This window comes from Chakrabartyella piscis, assembly GCA_030067835.1.
GTDB lineage: Bacteria > Bacillota > Clostridia > Lachnospirales > Anaerotignaceae > Chakrabartyella > Chakrabartyella piscis.
Genome location: CP092441.1, coordinates 3005909 through 3029822, shown reverse-complemented (window position 1 = coordinate 3029822; position 23914 = coordinate 3005909). Strand labels below are relative to the sequence as shown.

22 protein-coding genes, 3 tRNA genes and 2 rRNA genes are annotated in these 23914 nt (G+C 43.4%); 25 read left to right on the top strand and 2 right to left on the bottom strand.

The window, feature by feature from the left end; translation table 11 throughout:
* Positions 1 to 70: 70 nt before the first annotated feature.
* The 7 genes from MJY40_RS13875 (at position 71) to MJY40_RS13845 (ending at position 6557) form a co-directional block, all read left to right on the top strand.
* Positions 71 to 1417, top strand: coding sequence for a DUF5711 family protein (locus MJY40_RS13875; protein ID WP_317854781.1), 1347 nt, complete (start codon positions 71 to 73; stop codon positions 1415 to 1417).
* Positions 1418 to 1630: 213 nt separating this feature from the next.
* The gene (locus MJY40_RS13870; RefSeq protein WP_317854780.1) at positions 1631 to 2326 is read left to right on the top strand and encodes a CvpA family protein; all 696 of its coding nucleotides are present in this window, start codon (positions 1631 to 1633) and stop codon (positions 2324 to 2326) included.
* A gap of 743 nt (positions 2327 to 3069) precedes the next feature.
* Positions 3070 to 5970: ribosomal RNA gene (locus tag MJY40_RS13865) — 23S ribosomal RNA — on the top strand.
* A gap of 131 nt (positions 5971 to 6101) precedes the next feature.
* Positions 6102 to 6219: ribosomal RNA gene (gene rrf / locus MJY40_RS13860) — 5S ribosomal RNA — on the top strand.
* 95 nt (positions 6220 to 6314) lie between these two features.
* Positions 6315 to 6386 (top strand) — tRNA-Asn (locus MJY40_RS13855).
* A gap of 10 nt (positions 6387 to 6396) precedes the next feature.
* Positions 6397 to 6468 (top strand) — tRNA-Glu (locus MJY40_RS13850).
* A gap of 18 nt (positions 6469 to 6486) precedes the next feature.
* Positions 6487 to 6557, top strand: a tRNA-Cys gene (locus tag MJY40_RS13845).
* 150 nt (positions 6558 to 6707) lie between these two features.
* Here the strand turns inward: MJY40_RS13845 and tnpC are convergent.
* The gene (tnpC, locus tag MJY40_RS13840) at positions 6708 to 8258 is read right to left on the bottom strand and encodes an IS66 family transposase (RefSeq protein WP_317854779.1); all 1551 of its coding nucleotides are present in this window, start codon (positions 8256 to 8258) and stop codon (positions 6708 to 6710) included.
* Positions 8259 to 8289: 31 nt separating this feature from the next.
* On the bottom strand, positions 8290 to 9351 hold the full coding sequence (gene tnpB, locus MJY40_RS13835) for an IS66 family insertion sequence element accessory protein TnpB (RefSeq protein ID WP_317854778.1): 1062 nt from the start codon (positions 9349 to 9351) through the stop codon (positions 8290 to 8292).
* Positions 9352 to 9825: 474 nt separating this feature from the next.
* On the opposite strand from tnpB, the gene MJY40_RS13830 reads away from it, so the two are divergent.
* The 18 genes from MJY40_RS13830 (at position 9826) to MJY40_RS13745 (ending at position 23865) form a co-directional block, all read left to right on the top strand.
* Positions 9826 to 11481 (top strand): antirestriction protein ArdA, encoded by a 1656-nt coding sequence (locus MJY40_RS13830; protein WP_317854777.1) that lies wholly within the window; start codon positions 9826 to 9828, stop codon positions 11479 to 11481.
* A gap of 13 nt (positions 11482 to 11494) precedes the next feature.
* The gene (locus MJY40_RS13825) at positions 11495 to 12676 is read left to right on the top strand and encodes a hypothetical protein (protein WP_317854776.1); all 1182 of its coding nucleotides are present in this window, start codon (positions 11495 to 11497) and stop codon (positions 12674 to 12676) included.
* 98 nt (positions 12677 to 12774) lie between these two features.
* Complete coding sequence (locus MJY40_RS13820) at positions 12775 to 13527, top strand: BRO family protein (RefSeq protein ID WP_317854775.1); 753 nt, start codon at positions 12775 to 12777, stop codon at positions 13525 to 13527.
* 32 nt (positions 13528 to 13559) lie between these two features.
* On the top strand, positions 13560 to 14564 hold the full coding sequence (locus MJY40_RS13815; RefSeq protein WP_317854774.1) for a DNA adenine methylase: 1005 nt from the start codon (positions 13560 to 13562) through the stop codon (positions 14562 to 14564).
* Positions 14561 to 15046: a hypothetical protein gene (locus MJY40_RS13810; RefSeq protein ID WP_317854773.1), complete on the top strand. Its 486-nt coding sequence runs from the start codon at positions 14561 to 14563 to the stop codon at positions 15044 to 15046. The genes MJY40_RS13815 and MJY40_RS13810 overlap by 4 nt, the downstream gene beginning before the upstream one ends.
* Positions 15039 to 15779, top strand: coding sequence for a DUF3849 domain-containing protein (locus MJY40_RS13805; protein ID WP_317854772.1), 741 nt, complete (start codon positions 15039 to 15041; stop codon positions 15777 to 15779). The genes MJY40_RS13810 and MJY40_RS13805 overlap by 8 nt, the downstream gene beginning before the upstream one ends.
* A gap of 12 nt (positions 15780 to 15791) precedes the next feature.
* Positions 15792 to 16355, top strand: a complete 564-nt coding sequence (locus MJY40_RS13800) for a YodL domain-containing protein (protein ID WP_317854771.1) — start codon at positions 15792 to 15794, stop codon at positions 16353 to 16355.
* Between the two features lie 62 nt (positions 16356 to 16417).
* Positions 16418 to 16669, top strand: coding sequence for a DUF6133 family protein (locus MJY40_RS13795; protein ID WP_331488190.1), 252 nt, complete (start codon positions 16418 to 16420; stop codon positions 16667 to 16669).
* A gap of 11 nt (positions 16670 to 16680) precedes the next feature.
* Positions 16681 to 16986, top strand: coding sequence for a SpoVG family protein (locus MJY40_RS13790; RefSeq protein WP_317854770.1), 306 nt, complete (start codon positions 16681 to 16683; stop codon positions 16984 to 16986).
* Positions 16986 to 17369: an A24 family peptidase gene (locus MJY40_RS13785; protein WP_317854769.1), complete on the top strand. Its 384-nt coding sequence runs from the start codon at positions 16986 to 16988 to the stop codon at positions 17367 to 17369. The genes MJY40_RS13790 and MJY40_RS13785 overlap by 1 nt, the downstream gene beginning before the upstream one ends.
* 16 nt (positions 17370 to 17385) lie before the next feature.
* Entirely contained in the window at positions 17386 to 18189 is an 804-nt protein-coding gene (cpaB, locus tag MJY40_RS13780; protein WP_317854768.1) for a Flp pilus assembly protein CpaB, read from the top strand.
* Complete coding sequence (locus MJY40_RS13775; protein ID WP_317856460.1) at positions 18189 to 19001, top strand: ParA family protein; 813 nt, start codon at positions 18189 to 18191, stop codon at positions 18999 to 19001. Before cpaB ends, MJY40_RS13775 begins: the two co-directional genes overlap by 1 nt.
* A gap of 95 nt (positions 19002 to 19096) precedes the next feature.
* Complete coding sequence (locus MJY40_RS13770) at positions 19097 to 20482, top strand: CpaF/VirB11 family protein (RefSeq protein WP_317856459.1); 1386 nt, start codon at positions 19097 to 19099, stop codon at positions 20480 to 20482.
* A 1-nt stretch (position 20483) separates the two neighbouring features.
* Entirely contained in the window at positions 20484 to 21413 is a 930-nt protein-coding gene (locus MJY40_RS13765) for a type II secretion system F family protein (protein ID WP_317854767.1), read from the top strand.
* 8 nt (positions 21414 to 21421) lie between these two features.
* Positions 21422 to 22294, top strand: a complete 873-nt coding sequence (locus MJY40_RS13760) for a secretion protein F (protein ID WP_317854766.1) — start codon at positions 21422 to 21424, stop codon at positions 22292 to 22294.
* A 10-nt stretch (positions 22295 to 22304) separates the two neighbouring features.
* Positions 22305 to 22700: a DUF4320 family protein gene (locus MJY40_RS13755; protein WP_317854765.1), complete on the top strand. Its 396-nt coding sequence runs from the start codon at positions 22305 to 22307 to the stop codon at positions 22698 to 22700.
* Entirely contained in the window at positions 22697 to 23239 is a 543-nt protein-coding gene (locus MJY40_RS13750; protein ID WP_317854764.1) for a hypothetical protein, read from the top strand. Before MJY40_RS13755 ends, MJY40_RS13750 begins: the two co-directional genes overlap by 4 nt.
* 104 nt (positions 23240 to 23343) lie before the next feature.
* Complete coding sequence (locus MJY40_RS13745) at positions 23344 to 23865, top strand: DUF6550 family protein (RefSeq protein ID WP_317854763.1); 522 nt, start codon at positions 23344 to 23346, stop codon at positions 23863 to 23865.
* Positions 23866 to 23914 lie beyond the last annotated feature (49 nt).

Genomic DNA, 23914 nt, shown 5'->3' with positions numbered 1-23914 from the left:
ATTCACGAATCAACCGCTATCACATACAACAACAGAATAGTACCATTCTTGGAAAAGAGGCTTGTATCATATGGCACGAAAAAAAGACAAAGAAAAACGTACAAAAAAGAAACCGAATGTACAATTTTGGGGCATCATTTGTTTGAGTGCTCTTTTTGCAATGGCTGGAGTTTATTTGGAAACCATGTATGGTGAAGGGGTAGTGCGTGACTTTGTCATGGATGTTGTGCCTGTGGAGAGTGAAAGCAGTACAGGCGTTGTTGCAGAAAATACCATTACCATTGGTGAAAACACAAGCACCCAAATCATACCCTTTGGTGAAAGTTTCTTGCTATCCACAAAGGATGGTGTGAAATATTACGATAGTATTGGCGATCAAAAATGGAGTGATACCTTCAATATGGAAAATCCGAAAACCATTTACGAAGGAGAATATGTTGCAGTTGCCGATATGAATGGACGAGGGATACGTGTGTATAACCAAGTGGGTTTGCAATATACGTTGCAGTTGGATGGTGCACCCATTCAATTTGAGCTGAACACAAATGGGTATTTGTCTGTCATTTTCAAATCCCAAGACGAATATTATGTAAGGGTGTATAACCAAAATGGCGTTTTGTTGAAAGGACGTGTGGAAGCGGCAGATGGAACTTATCCTATGTTTTCTGATGTTTCTGATGATAATAAAACATTTTGCGTTACTTATTTGGATACCAACGACATCAAAATGAAAAGTAAGGTGCTATTCTTCTATTTGAACCCAGGTGATAGCGAAGCCTATACAGATAGTATGTTTGCGGGCATTGAAATGGAAGATGAAGTGGTTTCCAAGGTGAAATATATGGACAATAATACGCTGTTTGCCATTTCAGATCAACAATTGCTCTGTATTACAACAGCTGGTGTGGAAAGTTGGAATATGGAATTTTCCAATTGGGTGGAACTGTGTGATTTCTCCAATAAATCCTATGCAGTCTTGGTTTTGGGTGCTGTATTGCCAAATGCAGAAGGAGTAGAAACAGGAACCATACTTTCTATGGATACAAAAGGCAAAGAAGTGGGCACATACCAAATGGATGGCGTGGAATATTTGCGTGCATCAGATAAGGGGATTGTTGTTGGTGATGGTAAAACCTATGTGGGACTTACTTATAAAGGATCAGAAGAATGGCAACACCAAGTGACTGGTGGCATCAAGGATGTTCTGACCATGAGTAGCTTGAATCGTGTGTTGATGGTGGGGGCGTTGCAAGCAGAATTGTTTACATTGCGTGGAACTGTAACCCAAACCAATACACTCATTGAACTGGAAGAAACAGAGCCAGAAGTAGTGAAAATGGAAGAAGTAGAATCAGAACCAGAAGAAACAGAACTAGAATTAGAAGAAGTTGCAAAAGAAGTGGAATTGGAACCATAATGAAACTGTAGGGGTGACGTTTCGTCACCTGTTGTAAACCAACAACCAATACTAATTCCAGTAGGGGATAGCTGTGTTGTCCCACAATAACAGTCCTTCAAATATAATGCGTTATATGCAACCCAAACAACCAATACTAATTCCAGTAGGGGATAGCTGTGCTGTCCCGTAATAACTGTCCCAAACTACATACAAAAGAAAAAGAGGTGTACTATGGAGTTTTCACCATATATAATAGATGGAATCGTTTTGTTGATTGTACTATTCTTGGCATTTATGGGGTATCGCAAAGGATTTTTCTTTGCAACATTTTCCTTTTTGCCAATGCTATGTGCCTTTATCGGTGTTAAGGTATTGACTGTGCCAGCGGCAAGTGCAATCAAAAAAACAGTGCTATATGAAAATTTAATTGAAAGAATCGGAGAAAAAGTTGCAATTGATACCACCTTTTCAGAACGTTGGATGGAACCGGATTTGCTTTCTTATTTGGATATGCCAGACTTTTTGAAGGAAATCATACAAAATAGTGGACTGGAGTCTGTCAGTGGTCTTTTGGACATGGAAGGGATATCTTTGTTCTTAGCAGAATCCATAGCAGATGTTTGTGTATTCATTTTCAGTGCACTTTTGGTGTACTTCGTGATTCTGATTGCTGGGAATTTGTTGTTGCATTTTCTGGATTTGATGGCGAATTTACCGGTGTTGAGCTTTTTCAATCAATTATTTGGTGCTGCAATTGGCGGTGTGCAAGGTGTTCTTTGGATATGGGTGATAGGCATTGTGTTGGCATTACAAGAATGTAGTGGCGGTATGCAAACAATTATTTTGGCATTGGAAGATACAAAAATAGCATCTATATTGTATGAAAATAATTTTTTATTGCAGTTGATGTTACAAATTTTTGGTTGAGAAATTTTGACGGATGGAATTTTCATCCGTTATTTTTTTATTTATATATATAAAGTCCCGATTAAAGATTAAGAGATTTTTGACGTCTATGGTTAATTTCTTGTAGGGTACGCATTGTATGCGTGCAGAATTAGGTCTAGTTGTTTTTCATTGGGATTACCCAAAATGAAATTTTATAAACTTTTTGAGGACGATTGGTTGCAATTTACATCGGTGCTAAAAATTAAATCAATAATAAGAGGAAATTTTAAGTATCCTATTTTGCACTTTATTTGGATTGAAAACCATAAATTCTATTTTTGGGGTATGAATTGTATATGATTTTCAGAAAAAGGCAGTTGGATAAATCCTTGTAAAATCAAGGGTTTTTGCGTATTTACTTTTAGATTTGTAAAAAAAATGAAAAAAATGTGAAAAAAGTTGTTGACAGAAGAGTTTATACATGATAGTATATCTAGGCGGTCAAGAAAACCGCAAAACAAAATAAAGAAACAAAGAAGACAGCACCTTGAAAACTGAATACAAGAAAAAGAGTCAATTATTGAGAAAGATTTATCTTTTTCATAATTATCGAGAAAAAAGAAACAACCTTCTCATAGTAGAGTCGTCTATTATGAAGAAGAAAAATATCAAAAAAATTGTAGTATCGCTACTACAAAACATTCCAAATGAACAAAGCTGTTACACGCAAGTGTGATAGACCGTTTTCTTCTTTAAACTAATTATTGAAGGAAACTACAAATGGTCAAGCAAGAAAGAGCACAAGGAGAATGCCTTGGCACTAGGAGCCGACGAAAGACGTGATAAGCTGCGATAAGCTTCGGGGAGGTGCAAATAACCTTTGATCCGGAGATTTCTGAATGGGGAAACCTAACTGAGCAAACCTCAGTTATCCGTATGTAAATACATAGCATACGGAAGGGAACGCTGTGAACTGAAACATCTAAGTAGCAGTAGGAGGAGAAAGAAAACTCGATTTCCAAAGTAGCGGCGAGCGAAATGGAAACAGGCCAAACCAAGAGACCTAGTCTTTTGGGGTTGCGGACTGCGTATGGTATTGACAAAGGTTAGTCGAAGTGTTTTGGGAAAGCACACCAAAGAGGGTGAAAGTCCTGTAGACGAAAACTTGAGTCAGCTAGCAGTATCCAGAGTACCACGGGACACGAGAAACCCTGTGGGAAGCCGGGGGGACCACCCCCCAAGCCTAAATACTCCCTAGTGACCGATAGTGAAGTAGTACTGTGAAGGAAAGGTGAAAAGAACCCCGGGAGGGGAGTGAAAGAGAACCTGAAACCTTGTGCTTACAAACAGTCAGAGGACTTAGTGTCTGATGGCGTACTTTTTGTAGAACGGTCCGGCGAGTTAATAATACTAGCGAGGTTAAGTACTTACAAGGTACGGAGCCGAAGGGAAACCAAGTCTTAATAGGGCGTATAGTTAGTGTTATTAGACCCGAAACCGGGTGACCTACCCATGTCCAGGTTGAAGATACCGTAAAAGGTATTGGAGGACCGAACACACATCTGTTGAAAAAGGTGGTGATGAGGTGTGGGTAGCGGAGAAATTCCAATCGAACTCGGAGATAGCTGGTTCTCCTCGAAATAGCTTTAGGGCTAGCCTCGAGAGGAGTCTAACGGAGGTAAAGCACTGAACTGACGCGGGGCCCAAAAAGGTTACCAACTCATATCAAACTAAGAATGCCGTAGAGATACCCTCGGGAGTCAGACTATGTGAGATAAGTCGCATGGTCAAAAGGGAAAGAGCCCAGACCGACAGCTAAGGTCCCAAAGTACGTGTTAAGTGGAAAAGGATGTGGGATTTCACAGACAACTAGGATGTTGGCTTAGAAGCAGCCATACATTTAAAGAGTGCGTAATAGCTCACTAGTCGAGAAAACCTGCGCCGAAAATGTAACGGGGCTAAAACACGTCACCGAAGCTACGGATTGTTAACTAAGTTAACAGTGGTAGAGGAGCATCCTGCAAGGACGAAGCTTGAGCGAAAGCAAGGGTGGACGAAACAGGAGAGAGAATGCCGGAATGAGTAGCGAGATATATGTGAGAAACATATAGGCCGAATATCTAAGGTTTCCTGGGTAAAGCTAATCTTCCCAGGGTTAGTCGGGGCCTAAGGCGAGGACGAAAGTCGTAGTCGATGGACAACAGGTTGATATTCCTGTACTACGTATTATCAGAACTGTGGGGACGCAGGAGGATAGGAAAACCGTGGAATGGAAAAACACGGCTAAGCACAAAGTCTTGAGGGGTAGGAAAATCCACCCTCTATAAGGATGAAGTGTTATGGGGACTGAAAAAAAGTAAGGAAGTTTCCGAATCCACACTGCCAAGAAAAGCCACTATTGCGTAATACGTACCCGTACCGTAAACCGACACAGGTAGATGAGGAGAAAATCCATAGGCCGACGGGAGAAGTGTTGTTAAGGAACTCGGCAAAATAACCCCGTAACTTAGGGAGAAGGGGAGCCACGGAAGTGGCCGCAGAAAAGAGGCGCAAGCAACTGTTTAGCAAAAACATAGGTCTATGCGAAACCGTAAGGTGAAGTATATGGGCTGACACCTGCCCGGTGCTGGAAGGTTAAAAGGAGAGGTTAGTCGCAAGGCGAAGCTTTGAATTCAAGCCCCAGTAAACGGCGGCCGTAACTATAACGGTCCTAAGGTAGCGAAATTCCTTGTCAGGTAAGTTCTGACCCGCACGAAAGGTGTAATGATTTGCGCACTGTCTCGACAACACGCCCGGTGAAATTGAAGAACCAGTGAAGATACTGGTTACCCGCAACAGGACGGAAAGACCCCATGGAGCTTTACTGCAGCCTGATACTGGGATTCGATGTTATATGTACAGGATAGGAGGGAGACTAAGAAGCGAGTACGCTAGTATTCGTGGAGTCGCCGGTGGGATACCTCTCTTATAACATTGGGTTTCTAACTCGTGCCCCTGAATCGGGGCAGAAGACAATGTCAGGCGGGCAGTTTGACTGGGGCGGTCGCCTCCCAAAAGGTAACGGAGGCGCTCGAAGGTCACCTCAGAATGATTGGAAACCATTCAAAGAGTGTAAAGGCAAAAGGTGGCTTGACTGCGACAGCGACGGCTGGAGCAGGTACGAAAGTAGGACTTAGTGATCCGGTGGTAATAAGTGGGAATGCCATCGCTCAACGGATAAAAGCTACCCTGGGGATAACAGGCTTATCTCCCCCAAGAGTTCACATCGACGGGGAGGTTTGGCACCTCGATGTCGGCTCATCGCATCCTGGGGCTGAAGTAGGTCCCAAGGGTTGGGCTGTTCGCCCATTAAAGCGGTACGCGAGCTGGGTTCAGAACGTCGTGAGACAGTTCGGTCCCTATCCGTTGTGGGCGCTGGAAATTTGAGAGGAGCTGTCCTTAGTACGAGAGGACCGGGATGGACGTATCTCTGGTGTACCGGTTGCAGACCAACTGCACAGCCGGGTAGCTATATACGGAACGGATAAACGCTGAAGGCATCTAAGCGTGAAGCCGCCCTCAAGATAAGATTTCCCATTCTTCGGAAGTAAGACCCCTTGCAGATAACAAGGTTGATAGGCTAGAGGTGTAAGTGCGGTAACGTATTCAGCTGACTAGTACTAATAGGTCGAGGGCTTGACCAAAGCAATTTGGAGTCACAGAGTGACAAAAAGTCAGCAAAAGTGTTGACAAAATCGATAATTAATTGTACAATAATTCTTGTGTTCAGTTTTGAAGGTGTACTTCATAATTGAAGAAAAATCTTCACTAGATTTCCGGTGATGATGCGCTCAGGGGACACATCCGTTCCCATTCCGAACACGACGATTAAGACCTGAGCGGTCGATGATACTTGGTGGGCAGCTGCCTGGGAAAGTAGATGGTCGCCGGAATCTTATTTTAACAATCGCAATGCGGTTGAATATCCTTTGGGTTTCAAGACCTCGGAAGAAGGATGCCACTGCAAAGCGTTGGATTGTGTTCATAATCCTCCTTAGCTCAGCGGTAGAGCATTCGGCTGTTAACCGAAGGGTCGTTGGTTCAAGCCCAACAGGGGGAGTTTCCTTTTTGGTCCGTTGGTCAAGGGGTTAAGACACCGCCCTTTCACGGCGGTAACGCGGGTTCGAATCCCGCACGGATCACTCTTTAAATTTTAGTTTGGCGCCATAGCCAAGTGGTAAGGCACGGGTCTGCAACACCCTTATCCCCGGTTCAAGTCCGGGTGGCGCCTTGAAAACAAAGCACGCAAAAAAGATGTCATCGGTAGAAATGCCGATGACATCAGCGTTTACTGGGGTTTTTACCTCAAAAAAGGCCGTTCAAACAGGCATCGATTTTATGGATGTCAGTAAGCGTAAAATAGATACGAACCCTCACCTTATCAAGTGCAGGACAATTTCACCCCATCTAGCCATGGAAGGCAGTGGGATGGTGGTGTGCCGTTTGGCAAGTTTTCTAGTAAGAATTTCAGATAAGCAAATGGATTCAATCCATTCACCTTTGCCGTCTCAACCAGTGAATAGATGGCGGCGCTGGCACTGGCGCCTTTGGGTGTATTGCAAAAGAGCCAGTTTTTTCGTCCCACTGCAAAGGGTCGAATGGAGCGTTCCGCTCTGTTGTTAGATAGCTCCAATCTGCCGTCTAGAAATACATTCATCAGCCATGATTTTTGATTTTGGGCATAGGTGAGCGCCATGCCATAGACCGTCTTTGGCATGGGATTTGTTTGGTATTCTTGGTCTACCCATTGATAGAATTTTTCTACAACGGGTAGGCTTTCCTTTTGTCGTACACGGTAGCGTTCCTCACTACTCATGTTTTTCTCAGCACAAAAACGGTCAATGGCAAAGAGCTCGTCGCAAAAGGCCAGACCAATTTGTGCAGGAGATTGGGCTTTTGTGCTGGCAGGTAGGCACTTAATGGCATCGGTAAATTTTCTGCGCATATGCGCCCAGCACCCCACCACTGTAATCTCTGGTGGCAATTTACAGTGATAGCCATCATACCCATCGGTGTGCAACTTCCCAGAAAATCCATTCAAAAATGTGCTGGCACAATCACCCTTCCGAGTTTCTGTGTAATCGTAGAGAACCACTGGTGTTTTGCTATTCCCAGAGGTGCTGTACAGCCACACGTAGCTCTTTTGCTTGGCGGTGCGTTCCTTCTCTCGCAACACCTGAAGGGTGGTCTCGTCGGCGTGAAGGATGTCATGGGATAAAAGTACCTGTTGTAGGCATTTGAACATTTCTTCAAACCAATGTTGGTGGGCATAAATGGCCCAATTAGACATGGTTTGCCGTGAAAGCCGAATACCCTGTCGCTGAAATTCCTGCTCCTGCCGGTACAGTGGCAAAGCCAAGGTATATTTGTTGGCCAAAATATGCGCAACAAGGCTAGGGCTGGCGATGCCGCTGCCCTTAATCAATCCATCTGGCACACTGCTCTTTTTCATAGGCACCCCATCACTGGTCTTTTCACAGTGGCGGCAACTATAGGCGGTCTGGATATGCTCCACCACTTTGTAGACGGCAGGAATGTACTTCAGCTCTCTACGTAGAATTGTACGACCACAGGGGTGCATAGTGTGACCGCAGGCGGTACAAGCACGCTCATTCTCTGGCAGTTCGTAGACAATTTCCTCTTTGGGGAAGTTTGAAAAATCAGTCTCTCGCTTCCCCTTTTGCTTCTTGCGACGGTAGGTGATTTCCTCCGTTGGGGTGGGTGGCTCTGCAGGTTCTGCCTCTTTGGCAAAGAGAGAGCACTGATCCATAAGGGTAACAGTTTTCTCGCTACTTGCCCCAAATTTCCCAGATTTCATCAGCATCATTTGTTGGGTGAGCCACTGGATTTGTGTCTGCAGTTGCTGGATTTCTCTATTCTTTTGTTCCAATAATTCTGGCCAATTTGCGGCACTCTGTTCTATCTTTTTCATAGCCCTATTATACCACAAAAGCACCGAATTCTCAAGGAATTTCGGTGCTTTTTGCAGTATTATTATACTTTCTGGGTTTGGTTGGAACAATAGATTTTGTCAGCAGATATTCAAATTCTCTCATGGATATTTCGATGAATGATTCGCCTTCTGCCTTAGGCCACGGGTAAGTTCCACTCTGGGCACGGCGTTTGCTTTGACAAAAAGAAGCCCCATCCCAGACGATATATTTAATCATACTCCCACTGCGGTCACAAAAGGCATAGGTGCAACCGTCGTAGGGATTTTGACCCAAATCATATTGTATGATGCTGAGCAATCCGTCAAGCCCGATGTACATAGAAGTATCTCCACAGACCAACCGTACCTTTTTTCCAGCACGAACAATCTGCGCCCCTTTGCACGCTTCCGTCAGTTCTTCTTTCCACTGGTCTATGCTTTGATAGCAAATTCGATGGCTACCCTTTTTGCGAATGGGTGCAGGTTGTAGGGCTTTGTGGGCGCATTCGCTGCTACAATATTTTCGTCGCTGGCGTATATAGGCTGTAAATTCTGCGCCACAATACTGACAGATTACCTGCTCTTTGCTGTTTCCCATGGCCTGAACATAGCAATCTCGGCTACAATACTGTCCACCATTCCACTTTTTGCTCTGAAAGGGTTGGTTGCAGTGAAGGCAAATGGAGGTTTCCTCCACCGCCACTGGATGTGCCTTGTGGTATTCCTTCCACCATGCAATGCGACAGCTATCTTGGCAAAATCGCTGTACGTCCCCTTGCTGTGCAGATACAAATTCTTTTCCGCAATAAGGGCAGATTTTTACTGGCTTTGGCCTATTTTGTCGCCGTTCTATGGCCTTTCGCCGCTGGTATGCCCTGCGACAACTCTCACTGCAGTACCGTTTCCAACGTCCTTTTTCTCCGCTTTGCTCCAACGGTTCACCACATTCTAGGCAAATGTCCACCTGACCACCGTAATAACGCATGGCATTATTTTTCTTGATGCGACATTCCCTGCTGCAGTATTTTTGCCGTGTCTTGTGACAGGTGGGTGTAAAGCTCACCCCGCAACACTGACATACATAATCCCCCATGATTCCACCGCCTTTTTCTAGTCTTGCGACTATTATAGCAATTTTGACTCATGGGGGATAGGTTCGTATCTATTTTACGCTTACGGATGTCATATTGGCTTTTTGCGTGTAACCACTGTATTTGAACCAATACAGTGGTTTTTTTATGCCCAAAATTCCGAAACTACCACAAAATCACAAAAAATACTCAAACATTAAGAGCTGTTAAATGCGAGGACTATCCTCCACTTAACAGCTCTTTTTTTATTTCTTGGAAAAGGAGAATTCCAGTGACTACAAACTACAAGCGAAATAAAAAACTTTGTACAGCAAGCTCTGCACCATCAACACACATTCGGATACAGGCAGAAAAAGTAATCGGTCCGTTTGAAAGTTGTGGTAATTGCCCCTATCCCTCGCATGGGTTCATCTGTTATACCTGCGAGGGCAATTGTATGAAAACCGATATGGAACGAATAAATAGGAGGAACACAAATGAATCTAAGCATCAGAAATAGAAATACTGGCAAGACAGTATTCGCCACCTTTCCTTGCGAAGAAAAAAACATCCAATACCTCTGCGATCAGCTACAGCTACCCAACACAGCAAATACTGAAATCGAGGTATATCAAGTTAGTAGCAGCGAGATTGCCAATGGCGTTTTGCAGGGTAAGACATTCAAAATGGATGAGCTGAACTATTTATTCGCAAGACTGGATAGCTTCAACGAATTTGAAATGAACACGTTTTACGCTGTGGCCTATGCAAAGAAACTCACATCGGCTAAAGATTTTATCAATCTCACATTCAACACAAACTGCTACAGCGTATTGGGTAACTTTGAGAACCTTAACCAAGTGGGCAAAGAGCTGAGCATGAATGAGCAAGGCGGCATGGCGATGGATGAGTACGACACATTCGATGGTCAGAAATATGTAGAAGAAATGATTGCAAACCATCCCAATCCCTTGCTATCTCCCTATGGCTTTGTTTATCCCAACCGAAATGAACCAAAAGACCTCTACTTCGGCAAGACGCTCCCCCAATATCTAAATGGCGTTAAGGTTTTCAATATTGCACTTCGAACCGATACCAGTGAAGAATATTTGGACTTGCCCTGTGAGGACAGCGCCATCCAAAAGGCATTGGAGCGATTAGAGGTAGAAAGCTTAGAGAACACCTCATTCTCCATTTTGTATCACAATCTGCCAAGCAACATCGAAGAAATCTTGTATGAGATTGAAAATGATGTGCAGCGACTGAACGACATGGCACAGACCTTAGAAGAAGTTGGTGGGCGTGAATTTACCCACCTAGAGAAGTTAGCCAGATACACAAAAGTCAGCACCACAGAAGAACTTCAAACCCTGTGCCGCTGTATGCACGAATTCGAGCTGTTCCCCAATATTCGCACACCAGAAGCCTATGGGCAGTATATGATTTGCGACAGTGGACATTACGAATACGATGAAAACCTCGAAGAATACATCGACTTTAAAGCCTATGGCGAAAATCGTATTGCCAACGAGGTCGGCACATTCACTCCCCAAGGCTATATCACCTATATGGGATACAACCCTAAAATGATTGAAATTCTAAACGAGAAGCTGGGTATGAATATCCAAAGCCAAGCGTATAGCGAAACCCTCCGACTGTATATGCCTCTGAAAGTCATCACCTACGAGCAGGAGAACGACTGGGGGCAATATGAAACCTCTGACTACGAAGAAGAATTAGACAGCGCCGAGCTTTGTGGCTATGAAGATGAGTTAGAGGATTTCATCACTTCCTATGGCGATCATGTGCCAGAGCAGCGAGGACTTATGGAGTATTACGATGGCAAAGACTCGGTCAATGCAAAGGTGGAGAGCTTCAAATTTGAGTTTGAGCAGATGGACAGAGATGTCTATGGCGTGGCAGTTTGTCAGCTAAAAGCACCACTGGATCAGAAAGAATTGGCGCTCCTGAAAGAATATATCACTGGTCAGGCAGCAGACGGTTTCGGTGAGGGTCTGGAACAGCAGGAGTTCAAACTAGATGGTCGAGATGTGAATATCAGCTTGTGGGATAGTAACCGATATTTTTTGAAAACAGCTGATGAGATGGGCCTTCGTGAGCAAAGCCAAGGCTTTGAGATGAGTATGAATTAAAGGAGAGATGTAAATGAAACTAGACATTACCCTATCGAACCCTAAAACCAAGCAGCAAATAGACATCGACTTGCCTGCACGATACAGTGCTATCGAAGATGTGCTATTTCGCTTGAACTGTGATGAAACCATCAGTGCCAGTGGCAGAATTTTAGATGAGTACGGGCGAGGTGCTGTGAACTTTTACTTTGAAACGTGCAATATCTTTGAGCTAAACCATTTGGCAACACTTACCCAAAAGTTTGACGATGACCGTAGCAGCCAGTTCATCGGTGGCTACTTCCTTATGAGTCAAAAAGGAAGTGTGAATGCACCCGGTGCCATCAACCTTGCTATGAACATTCAGAGCAATAACCTTGTGTTCTCCCAGCCAGCAATGGATGAACGTGACTTAGCAGAGTTTTATCTGGATAACGACCTTATCCCAGAGCTTGCCGATGTGAGTGATGACATCTATCAGTGGATTGTGGATCACACGAACTTGCAGGAGCTTGGCGAAGAAATACTTCAAAAAGAAAATGGCACATTCATCAGTGGCGATTATGTCACAATGGAAGAATTGGAAACCTTATATGATGGCAATAGTCCAATGCCATTTCCAGAGCCTTATGTGTTCAAATTAGAGGTAGGGTTTCACCCAGACAATGACGATGGAAGTCGCTACTCCTTACCTCTGCCAGTTTCTCATAGCGAGATTGAGCGTGTGGTGCAAGAGATGGAAGTAACGGATTTATCTGAATTAACCTGTTACAAGATGCACAGCATTGTGCCATCGCTTGAACCGATGGACTTTGATATGACCGAGATAGAAACTGTAAATCAACTTGCCACCTCTATTGCCTACTTCAAAGAAACTGGCGAACTGAACACCTATAAGGCACTGGTAGATGCCTTAGATATTATCTACCTTGAAGCTGTCCACAACCTCTGCGAGTATGTCAGCGAATTTGAGTTAAAAGCATCTGAGCGAGATTTCGCAAGTTATGGTCGAAACAGATTTCAAAATATACTGCCAGAAGAATTGCTAGAATGCTTAGATACCGAGGATTATGGCAGAAAAATAGCAGAGAAAAACGGAGTGAGCATGACCGAATATGGTGCGCTAGTCCCCAAAGATGGTGTGCCACTGATGGAAAAGCTGGCTCAACTAAAAGAAGCTCAAAATCAAACAACAGCTATGGAGCAAACCATGTAAAAACTAAATATCAACCGAAAAGACCGTGTGTTTCGCAGTACCTAAACTGCAAAATGCACGGTCTTTTTTTATTTTCTGACTAAATGAAAGGAGCATTTATGGAAGAACTGCAAATATTCAAAAATGACGAGTTTGGAGAAATTCGAACCATCACCATTGATGGCAATCCGTGGTTCGTGGGCAAAGATGTGGCCGAAATCTTAGGCTATGTAAGAACGGATAATGCAATCAGAAAGCACGTTGATGACGAAGATAAGCTGACGCACCAATTCGGTGCATCAGGTCAATTACGACAAATGGTTATCATTAACGAAAGTGGACTTTATAGTCTGGCATTAAAAAGCAAACTCCCCTCGGCAAAAGCGTTTAAGCGTTGGGTAACATCAATAGTCATTCCATCTATTAGAAAATATGGTGGATATGTAACAGAAGAAACCTTGGCTAATATCTTTCGTGATCCAGAGCATCTTCATACGTTTTTAGCACAAATGTTAAAGGTATCCGAAGAAAACAGAAAGCTGAAACAAGAAGTCGGTGAGTTGCAAACAAAAGGCGAATATTTCGACAAAATGATGGATGCAGGATTGTTAATCAACTTCCGTACCACTGCGAAAGAAATTGGTGTGAAGCCGATGTTCTTAATTCACTTTATGTTGGAAAATAAATACCTTTATCGAAACACAAAAAAAGCTCTGCTCCCCTATCAACACCATGTGGAAGATGGTCTGTTTGAGATAGTGGAGTTTTGCAAATATGGTCATAGTGGTGTCCAAACATTGGTTACCACAACAGGAAGAAACCACTTTTTACAACTATATTTAGATGGTGAAATGGAGGTTGGAGAAATTTGAGAAAAGAAGATTAAAAGCGAGGTGATTGTTATTTGACAAAAAGTATTATCGCATGGGTGGGTGGCAAGGCAAAGCTCATGTGGATCATCAACCTATTAGCACCTAACAAATATGAGCGAAGCATTGATGTGTTCGGTGGCAGTGGTACAGTTACCCTAAACCTCGATTATCGCAGGAGCAGCCTACAAATTTACAACGATTTTAATGCAGATCTTGTGAATTTAATGCGCTGTGCTAGAGATAGACCATTTGCTCTCACTCGTGAAATTGGCTTCCTTGCCCTCAATTCACGTGATGACTTTGAGATGTATAAAAAGTTCTTAAATCAAGAGGAATTTCACAATTACGACTTGGAAGAAGAACTGGAACTGACAGAGATTATGTTTGAAAAGCCACAGGCTGAAGAACTCAAAGTATTGCTTTTGGAACGCAATCGAGATATGGACATCAAACGTGCTGCCGCCTATTACAAATTATTGCGATACAGCTTCAATGCTAACGCAGATACCTTTGGTGGCAAGAAATGTGATGTGCGTAGGTTTTTTGTAGACATCTGGAACTTTGCTAGAGCGTTCAAGAATGTGACCATAGAAAACAAGGACTTTGAAGCACTCATCAAACAATATGATAGACCAAATGCCTTTATCTACTGCGATCCACCATACTATGATGCCGAGAGCTTCTACAAAAATGATGTACCATTTACAAAAAAAGAACATACTCGATTGCGAGATGTATTGCACGATGCAGATGGGTATGTCATGGTAAGCTACAATAATGTACCAGCGATTGTGGAACTGTATCAAGATTTCTATATCTACTACACCACAAGGTCACATTCTATGAGCAAAAAGGAGGGCGAAGTTTATGAAGAACTGATTATCACCAACTATGATCCAACCGAATACATCGAAAGTGCCAGCTACCAAATGCATTTATTTGGTGGCTTTCTTTCTGCCCAAAAAGAGGGCGATTACAAAGTGATCCATGCACCCAATAAGCCACTAAGAAAAGAAAGAAATGAGGAATTAACATGAAAAACAACAACACAGGTCTTACCATTCCAAACGAAATCATTGCACAAACAAATCTAGGTGATGAAATCACCTTGCAGACCTTTCCCTCTGTTATGGTGCTAAAAGGCACAAAGCTAACAGCATTGGAAGTCTTGCAAGTGATTGAGGCACTGGAGAGTGTCACAGATTGCCTCTATGCCACCTTGCTAAATAAATTCCCCAAAGAAGATGACTGCGATGACTGCACATTCTGTGAGGGATTTTTGGAAGATTGCGTAGATGTCCCAGACTGGGCAAAGGAAGTTTGTGGTATTGATCCAGACACCAAACTTTGCATCTGTGCCGAACAGGACAGTGGTCGCATCCTGCTTGAACCCACCGACTATGAGCATGATATTACCGACATTGATGAAGATATGCTTGAAGTCCTAGCCGATATTGGCATCTGCCTTGGCGAGCTAAATGAGAGCATCATGAGTAAGGAGACTATCTACCATGTCTAAAGAACACACCGAACTCTACTCCTATTCCCAAAAGGAAGCCGAAAGACTTGGCGAGTTAGAACGATGGCGAACCAGCCATCTGGAAAACATTGCGTGTAAGGATTTAATCACCCAGACCATTGCAAAAAATTACAGTGATAATTGCTTACACCAAGACTCTGCCAAGGAAGTCATTGAGCAGTTTGGTTACAAACGAACTGCCTATGTACTAGCAAATTCCATCAACCACAAAAGTAGCGATGGTAGATTTTCTCGTGCCAATAAAGAGTGGGCAAAAGAAATTTATATCCCCAAAGAAAAGAATCACTTGAATGGCGAGTTTGCAGTGGACTCTCACCCTGCACTTTTAGATGGTTTTATCAACCAGTACCACCGAGCGTATGCAACGCTAGAGATGTTTGATGCCTCCAAGTGTATTCAAACAGATGAACCACAGGACTATACCAACAAGGTGGTTGTGGTGAAAAGCAGTGAACTTGCCGAACAGTATTTTAATGGTCGAGATCAAATCTATCTGGCAACCAGTGGTTTTGGCTGTGAGCCTGACAAAATCGGCAGAGCTGTGTTTGCCACCTGTCTTGGCGATGGCGTAAAAGTCAGATGGGATAGATCACAAATCCTTGGTGTGCTAAAAGATGAGTGCATCCCAGAGTATGCCAAAGAAAAACTGGCTGAATTGGAACTGAAAAATCAGCAGCAAGAGGCACCCACGATGCAAACACCCACCATGTAAGGAGGTGAGCCTGTGAAAAGCACAGAACTTAGGCACAATTTAATTCTCTACAACAAAAACCCCGCAGGATTTATCAAGGATGGCGTTGCCACTGTGGATAACATCTTCAAAAACGAAGAACTTTCACAGTGGCTTGATAACCAAGGCTTTGAGTCCTTATGGCAAGATGGTATTTTTGAAAAACTCGCTGTCAATCGCCAGTATTATGAGCTGGAAGATGCAGAGTCTTTGAAACAAGTACGCATCTGGCAGTTACGTTCCGACTTCGACTTCGGTGGTCGTTTCCTATCTCATGAAGATATGACTTCAAAATATGGTGCGCCAAACGAAGCCGACTATGTCTGCGCTTACGATGGCGATATCGGGACCAATGACCTAGAAGAAATTTACACCAAATGCAACATGGATCATCCAGAGGGATACAAAGGTCACTCCCTCTCTATGTCCGATGTGGTGGAGCTGTACGATGAAGATACAGTCAATTACCACTATGTAGACCGATTTGGTTTTAAGGAAATCGAGTTTGCAAAGCAAGAACCTATACAAGATATGGAAATGGAGATGCAGTCAATGTAGCTGTGTCTCCTTTTTTATATATACACACATCAAAACATACAAAAAAGAATGGAGAAAACACAATGAAAAACTTTATGAACAACGCAAAAAACAAGGCAAATGGCATGGTAATCAAAATGCAGATGATGAAAGCCAATGCGAAGAATGCTCTTTGCAATGAGCGTGGCGAAAACTATGTAGACAGTGGTGTCAAAATCCTCATCGCTGTGGTGCTTGGTGCATTGCTCCTTGCTGGCCTGTACGCACTCTTCAATGACACCATTATGCCTACGCTCGTTCAGCGCATTGAGGATATGTTCGACTACGCAGGTTAAGGAGGTAGCCTATGAAAATTGATGTAAAAATCGGAGATATCCGAGAAAACGCAAACCCCAAAGCCTATGCAACAGCAGTCCTAGACAACTGCTTTGTAGTATCTGGCATCCGTATCCTAAATGGCAAGCACGGTGATTTTGTTGCCATGCCAAGCTACAAAAATTCCAAGGGTGAGTATACCGACTATTGTCACCCCATCACCAAAGAATTCAAAAAGGAATTCAACAGTGCCATCTTGGAGGCCTTTGAGCAAAAGCAACTTCAGAGCCTAGAACATGAAGAAGCACCCAACTGGTCACAGCAACAGACAATGTAATGGATATTTTGTTTGCCATGCTGCTACTCATTGCCACCTACACCGATTTGAAAAAGAGAGAAATACCAGACAAATTATCCATAGCGATTGTGGTGCTTGCTCTCTTTGATTTTCACCCTCTTGGGTTATTGTCTGCGCTACCATTTTTTATAGCAGCCACGCTTAACCCAGAGGGCATTGGTGGTGGCGATATCAAATTGACAGCAGCTGTCGGATTATATCTAGGATTTAGCAAAACACTGGTGGGTGTGGTACTGGCACTCAGTCTCAGTATCATTACCTACTGGGTGCTTTGCGTAGGAAAGCAAAAGCAAGAGGTGTCAAAGGCGATGCCTCTTGCTCCCTTTTTAACCATTGGCTTTTTAGCCGTAACTTTCATTTGAGAAAGGATAAAACAACGTGAAGATATTTAAAAATAGAACTGTACTTGGTGTGCTTTGTATTTTGCTTTCACTGCTTATCTGCTTTGTAGTCACACCACTGTTTAACAGCGAACTCAGTCAGCAGACAGAAATTGTGCGTGTGAAAGCAGAAATTTCCACTGGTGAGCAGATCACTGCCGATATGGTGGAAACAGTAGAAATCGGTGGGTACAACCTACCTGACAACGTGATGCGAACAACAGAGTCGGTCATTGGCACATATGCTCTGGCTGATTTTTCTGTTGGTGACTATATTCTAAACAACAAAATCTCCGAAATCATGCAAGCTGAAAATGCTTATCTCTACGGACTAGATGGAACGCAACAAGCAATCTCTGTGAGCATTAAGAACTTTGCAAATGGTCTCTCTGGCAAACTGGAAAGTGGCGATATTGTATCTGTCATTGCCCCAGACTATAAAGGCTTGGGTGCGACAGTTATCCCAACAGAGCTAACCTATGTGGAAGTGATTTCTGTCACTGCTGATAGTGGTGTAGATGCCAACACAGGTGATAAAACACTGGATGACGAAAGCGAATTGCCATCTACTGTCACACTTTTGGTGACCTCAGACCAAGCAAAACTACTTGCCGAATTAGAGCTTGATGGTGACATTCATCTGTCCCTTGTCTATCGTGGACTTCCAGAAAATAGCGAAGTGTTCCTCTCTATGCAAGATGCAATCTTAGAGGAACTATATGCACCAGAAGAAGCAGAACCAGAGGAAGAAGTGCTAGAGGAATCACAGACGGAGAATGTGGAAAATAACGAGGTGGAATGATGCTGAACTTTAAGAAAAACACAGTGTTCAGCAGAGATAACCACTTTGCTGAAAGCTTTGAGGACACTGCCAGTGGCGGTGTCCTTGCTGTTTGGGGCAGTCCCAACAGTGGCAAATCCACGGTGGCATTTAAGATTGCAAAGCACCTTGCAGATAAGAAGAAAAATGTTATCTTGCTTTTATGCGATATGACAGCACCTATGCTACCTTGTGCGGTGCCACCTAGTGAGCTTGAAATTGAAAAATCCCTTGGCTCTATTCTTGCCGCCACCCATGTCACCGAAGCACTGGTGAAGTATAACATGGTGACACTGAAGAAAACCCCTTACCTCTCTATCGTTGGAATGCTGAAAAATGAGAATGAATATACCTACGCGCCTTATGGCAAGGTGCAGGCCGAAGAACTCATCGACTGCCTAAAAGAAATTGCACCCTTTGTGGTCATTGACTGCTCAAGCTATATTGCAAATGATATCCTCTCAGCTGTGTCTATCAGTGATGCAGACAATGTACTGCGACTAGTTAACTGCGATTTGAAATCCATCAGCTATCTATCTAGTCAACTTCCACTTTTGCAAAACAGTGGTTATGACATGGATAAGCACTATAAGGTGGCAAGCAATGTGAAGCCTAATCATGGTGTGGAACAAATGGCAGGAGCCTTGGGCAATATGGCGTTTAGCATCCCAGCATCGGCAGAGATTGAGGAACAGTATTTGCAGGGCAATCTTTTGGGTGAGCTTTCTATGAAAAGCAGCCGAGGGTTTCGAAGTGAAATCCAGAAGATTTGCAAGGAGGTGTTCAGTGTATGAGCTTAGGCGAAAAAAGAAATGCTTCTGTGTTTGGTGGCGTGGCAGAGCCTAAAAAAGAAGCTCCACAGGACACCAAAAAAGTCATTGATAAAGCAATGTCTGAAACTGCCAAAAGCCATACCAAAACGGAGCTTGCAGGAGAAACTCGTACCCACACACTGTTCTTTGAAGCCACCCAAACGCAGGATTTCAATGAAGTGTTACAGTCGGTACAGGAGCATATTTCAGAGAATTACTCGGAGCTGATCACTGGTGACATTGCCGATTCCAAAGAGCAGATGAAACGCTTTATCGGAAAATACATCTTTGACAGAAAAGTATCGGTGGAGGGTAAATCCACCGACGAGCTGATCGCCGATATTTACACCGAGATGGCTGAGTATGGATTTCTCACCAAATACATCTTTGGCACTGGCATCGAAGAAATCGACATCAATAGCTGGAACGACATTGAGGTGCAATATTCCAGTGGTGAAACCAAAAAGTTAGATGAACATTTCGACTCCCCAGAACACGCAATCAACGTCATTCGAAGAATGCTCCATGTCAGTGGCATCGTTCTTGATAACGCACAACCTGTGGTGCTAGGGCATCTATCTAAAAACATTCGTATTGCTGTGATGAAAACACCCATCGTAGATGAAGATGTGGGCATTGCAGCCTCCATTCGTATTGTAAACCCACAGTCCATGAAGAAAGAGGACTTCACCAGTCGTGGCACTGCCACAGATGAAATGCTTGACTTTCTTGCAACCATCATTCGCTATGGCGTTTCAGTATGCGTTGCAGGCGCAACAAGCAGTGGTAAAACCACAATGCTTGGCTATCTTCTGACCACCATTCCAGACCATAAGCGTGTGTACACCATTGAGAATGGATCACGAGAACTTGACCTTGTGCGAACCGATGAAAATGGTAAGGTTGCAAACTCCGTCATTCACACCCTAACTCGTGAGAGCGATAACGATAAGCAGAAAATAGACCAAACCATGCTACTGGATGTTATGCTTCGTTTTAACCCAGACATTTCAGTGGTTGGTGAGATGCGTGGTCCAGAAGCCAATGCCGCCCAAGAAGCAGCTCGAACTGGTATTGCGGTGCTAACTACCATCCATGCAAACTCTTGCGATGCAGTGCCACGAAGAATGGTATCTCTTTGCAAACGTGCTGTGGATATGAGTGACGATACCCTAATGCAATATGTGACCGAAGCCTATCCCATTATTGTGTTCTGCAAACAACTGGAAAACAAAGAACGTAGGCTGATGGAGATTATGGAGATTGAGATTTCGGGTGATGGCACAAGGGTATATCACAGCCTGTTCCAGTACATCATCACAGAAAACAAAATCGAAGATGGCAAATTCATCATCGAAGGTCACCATGAAAAGTCCAAGGGCATCTCCGATAACCTAGCCAAACGACTGCTAGAAAATGGTATGCCCATGAAAGAAATTGAAAAATTTAAGGAGGTGGCATAGCTTGAACTTTATATTATTACTGGCCTGTATGGGATTTATCACGGGCCTTTTTGTTTTGTTGAAAATATCTCCTATGGATATGACACAAAGCATTTTTAAGGCGTTATCTGAAAAACCACAAACTTTGAAAGATAGCCTAAACGAAAGCACTAAAAGGAAGAAACAATCCTATTTTAAACGTGAGATTGCCGAAACCAAAGCCATCCTAGAGATGACTGGTCGTAGCCACAAGTTCCCACTGATCACTGCGCTGTCTATGTTTCTGTTTGTGGTGGGTGCAAGCCTTGCCATTATGATGGGCAACTGGTTTTTAGCACCTGTCCTTGCAATCGGCTTTATGTTTTTGCCATTTTGGTATGTAAGGCTGACACAAACCCATTTCAAAAAGGATATTTCCTCAGAGCTTGAAACTGCACTTAGCATCATCACCACAGGCTATCTTAGAACCGAAAACATCATGACTGCAGTGGAAGAAAACATTGCCTATCTAAATCCACCAGTGCTATCGGTGCTCAAGAGCTTTTTGTATCAGATCAAGATGGTAAACCCCGACATCATCAGCGCCTTACAGGAGATGAAACCTAAGATTGATAACCCTGTCTTTCGTGAATGGGTAGATGCTGTGATTTTGTGCCAAAGCGATAGAAGTTTGAAAAGCACACTGACACCCATCACCACCAAACTTAGCGATATGCGTATCGTAAATGGGGAGCTAGAAACATTGGTAACAGCTCCACGACAGGAGTTTTTGACAATGGTAGCCTTGGTGGTTTGCAATATTCCCTTGCTGTATTTCCTAAATTCAGACTGGTATCATACCTTGATGTTTACAGTGGCAGGACAGATTGTTCTTGCCATTTGTGGCACTGCAATCTTTGTGTCAACAGCCTTTGTAATCAAGCTGACACAGCCAATCGAGTATAAAAGGTAGGTGAGAAAATGACAATATTTCTATTTTTATTCGGTGTGTTTCTAAGCCTTGGCATTTTCTTTGTCCTTGCAGATGTGCTGAAACTACCCACCATTGCCACTGGAAAGGCGATTATCAATGCCTCTAATCGTGGTAAACAAAAAGCCAGTGGCATAGATGTTGCCCTTGGCAATTTAAGTCTAAAGTTATCTAAGATAATCACTATCAATGAGTACAAAAGAATTCGACTACAAAATACTTTGTCGGCCGCTGGCATCTCTAAAACACCAGAGGAATACATGGCAACTTGCATCGTAAAAGCCATGCTCATGGGTGTGTTTGTAATCCCTTGTCTATTGGTATTGCCGATGGCGGCACCTGTTTTATTGGTGCTTGCGATTTTCACCTATTTTAAGGAACTGGGCAGTGCCGATAAACTACTTGCCCAAAAGCGAGAAAGCATAGAAAGTCAGCTGCCACGATTTGTAGCAACCATTACACAAGAGCTGAAAAACAGTCGAGATGTACTGAAGATTTTAGAGAACTTCAAACATAGTGCCAACGAAACCTTTGCAAAGGAACTTGATATTTTAACAGCTGATATGCGCTCGTCAAGCTATGAAACAGCACTGACAAGATTTGAAGCTCGTATCAACTCGCCTATGCTCTCCGACATTGTCCGTGGACTGATCTCGGTACTGCGTGGTGATGATGGCGCTGTATACTTCCAAATGCTTGCCCACGACATGAAGCAGCTGGAACTGCAAAATCTGAAAATGCAAGCCATGAAGATACCGCCTAAAATCCGAAAGTTCTCCTTTGTTATGCTGATGTGTTTCTTGATGACCTATATCGTGATTATTATTTTCGAGATTATCAGTTCTCTCGGAACACTATTCTAGGAGGTGAAACGTGTTTAAAATACTAAAAAACAAACGTGGTGAGGGATACATGGACACAGTAGTCTTGGTTCTCTGCGCCATGCTTGTCATTGCAATGGCTGTCCGTGTGTTCCCTGCGTATATCGCCAAGCAAAAGGTGGATACCTTTGCAACCGAGATACTCCGTGAGGCTGAAATTGCAGGGCGAATCGGAGCAGAAACCACTGCAGCTGAAAACAAACTTTGTGATGATTTGGGCATCTCACCAACCGTCACATGGTCTGACTATGGATACATTCAACTGGGCGATGAAATCACAGTCACTGTCGTATTGCCTGTGGAAATAGGTTTGTTCGGTGATTTTGGCTCGTTTTCCATTGACCTCCGTTCCGATGCCAGTGGCAAAAGTGAGGTGTATTGGAAATGACCAGAATAAGAAAAATCCTGCGTTCAAAGAAAGGCGAAGGCTTTCCCTTGACCATTGCCATTGTGCTTGTGCTGATTATTCTTTTCACAGGTATATCCGAATATTTGCGTTTGATGATTGTTGCCCAAGGTGTGCGTGATGCACTACAAGATGCTGTCATTGCAACCGTGACACAAAACTATGATGAAGTATATCATGGCATCCGTGAGGGATATTCTGGTGGCTATCAGCCAGTGGCAAATGACTTTGAAGAATCCTTAGATTATGGGAATATATATGGTCGTCTTGCTGACACATTGGGTTTGGAGTATAATGGAATATATGAGAAAATAACAGCTGATGGATCGGTTGAATTTGCTGTATATAGTTTAGATGTGGATGTTAGAAACGCGCCACTTGCCACAAGCGACAGTGCCACTCAGCGTTTTGAAATAGACAGCTACATCACCCTTGAAGTCCCAGTGTCCTTTGGTGGTGAGCTTCTACCATCTATGACCATTCGCCTTAAGACCACAGCAGGATATATACCGAAGTTTTAGGTATGTATACTTTGCAATGCTATATTCGTTGCTATTGCATATAGCTATTTTACTTTACTTGTGGTAATGTTTGGCTTACAAAAAAATGAAAAGGAGTGTGTCCCATGAAAGATACAACAAAAAAATCACTCGTCATTGTGATAGGACTCATCATCAGCGTGGTGCTTATCGTATTGATTGCAAGCAAGTTCCAATCACCTGCAACAGAAGATGTAGGCATCGTACAAAACGAGGTGGAATCCACCGATATTGTAGTGGATGAGCCTGATAGCACAGAAGAAAATCTCATCACTCCACCAGAGATTGAGATACAAGATGAATCCACCTATGAAACCACCAGTGGTGATGATGTGGGTACAGAGCAAACCATTCAGCCAGATGTGGAAGAAAAACCTACCTACACCGAGGAACAGCTCTCTGATCCAACGCAAACACCAAGTGGTATCCCAGTAGAATCACCAACCGAAGAAAATCCAGAACCAACCCCAGTGGAAAATCAAATTGCCACAGAAAGCAGTGGTAGTGGCTTGCCGGGGTTTGATAGTGTGATTGTCGGTGGCGAAAACCAAGGCACCTATGTAGACGATATGTATGAAAACGGAAACAAAGTAGGTATCATGGACTAAATAAAACGCAAGAAAATGCATGGCTTCGGCTGTGCATTTTTTATTTGCA

Bases quoted from the DNA above. Each gene is read 5' to 3' on its own strand.
- MJY40_RS13785 (WP_317854769.1), top strand. From the start codon at position 16,986: ATGGATATTTTGTTTGCCATGCTGCTACTCATTGCCACCTACACCGAT.
- MJY40_RS13775 (WP_317856460.1), top strand. From the start codon at position 18,189: ATGCTGAACTTTAAGAAAAACACAGTGTTCAGCAGAGATAACCACTTT.
- tnpB (WP_317854778.1), bottom strand. From the start codon at position 9,351: ATGGGGGATTATGTATGTCAGTGTTGCGGGGTGAGCTTTACACCCACC.
- MJY40_RS13820 (WP_317854775.1), top strand. From the start codon at position 12,775: ATGGAAGAACTGCAAATATTCAAAAATGACGAGTTTGGAGAAATTCGA.
- MJY40_RS13795 (WP_331488190.1), top strand. From the start codon at position 16,418: ATGAAAAACTTTATGAACAACGCAAAAAACAAGGCAAATGGCATGGTA.
- MJY40_RS13875 (WP_317854781.1), top strand. From the start codon at position 71: ATGGCACGAAAAAAAGACAAAGAAAAACGTACAAAAAAGAAACCGAAT.
- MJY40_RS13750 (WP_317854764.1), top strand. From the start codon at position 22,697: ATGACCAGAATAAGAAAAATCCTGCGTTCAAAGAAAGGCGAAGGCTTT.
- MJY40_RS13830 (WP_317854777.1), top strand. From the start codon at position 9,826: ATGAATCTAAGCATCAGAAATAGAAATACTGGCAAGACAGTATTCGCC.
- MJY40_RS13745 (WP_317854763.1), top strand. From the start codon at position 23,344: ATGAAAGATACAACAAAAAAATCACTCGTCATTGTGATAGGACTCATC.
- MJY40_RS13770 (WP_317856459.1), top strand. From the start codon at position 19,097: ATGTCTGAAACTGCCAAAAGCCATACCAAAACGGAGCTTGCAGGAGAA.
- MJY40_RS13790 (WP_317854770.1), top strand. From the start codon at position 16,681: ATGAAAATTGATGTAAAAATCGGAGATATCCGAGAAAACGCAAACCCC.
- MJY40_RS13870 (WP_317854780.1), top strand. From the start codon at position 1,631: ATGGAGTTTTCACCATATATAATAGATGGAATCGTTTTGTTGATTGTA.
- tnpC (WP_317854779.1), bottom strand. From the start codon at position 8,258: ATGAAAAAGATAGAACAGAGTGCCGCAAATTGGCCAGAATTATTGGAA.
- MJY40_RS13825 (WP_317854776.1), top strand. From the start codon at position 11,495: ATGAAACTAGACATTACCCTATCGAACCCTAAAACCAAGCAGCAAATA.
- MJY40_RS13810 (WP_317854773.1), top strand. From the start codon at position 14,561: ATGAAAAACAACAACACAGGTCTTACCATTCCAAACGAAATCATTGCA.
- MJY40_RS13805 (WP_317854772.1), top strand. From the start codon at position 15,039: ATGTCTAAAGAACACACCGAACTCTACTCCTATTCCCAAAAGGAAGCC.
- MJY40_RS13760 (WP_317854766.1), top strand. From the start codon at position 21,422: ATGACAATATTTCTATTTTTATTCGGTGTGTTTCTAAGCCTTGGCATT.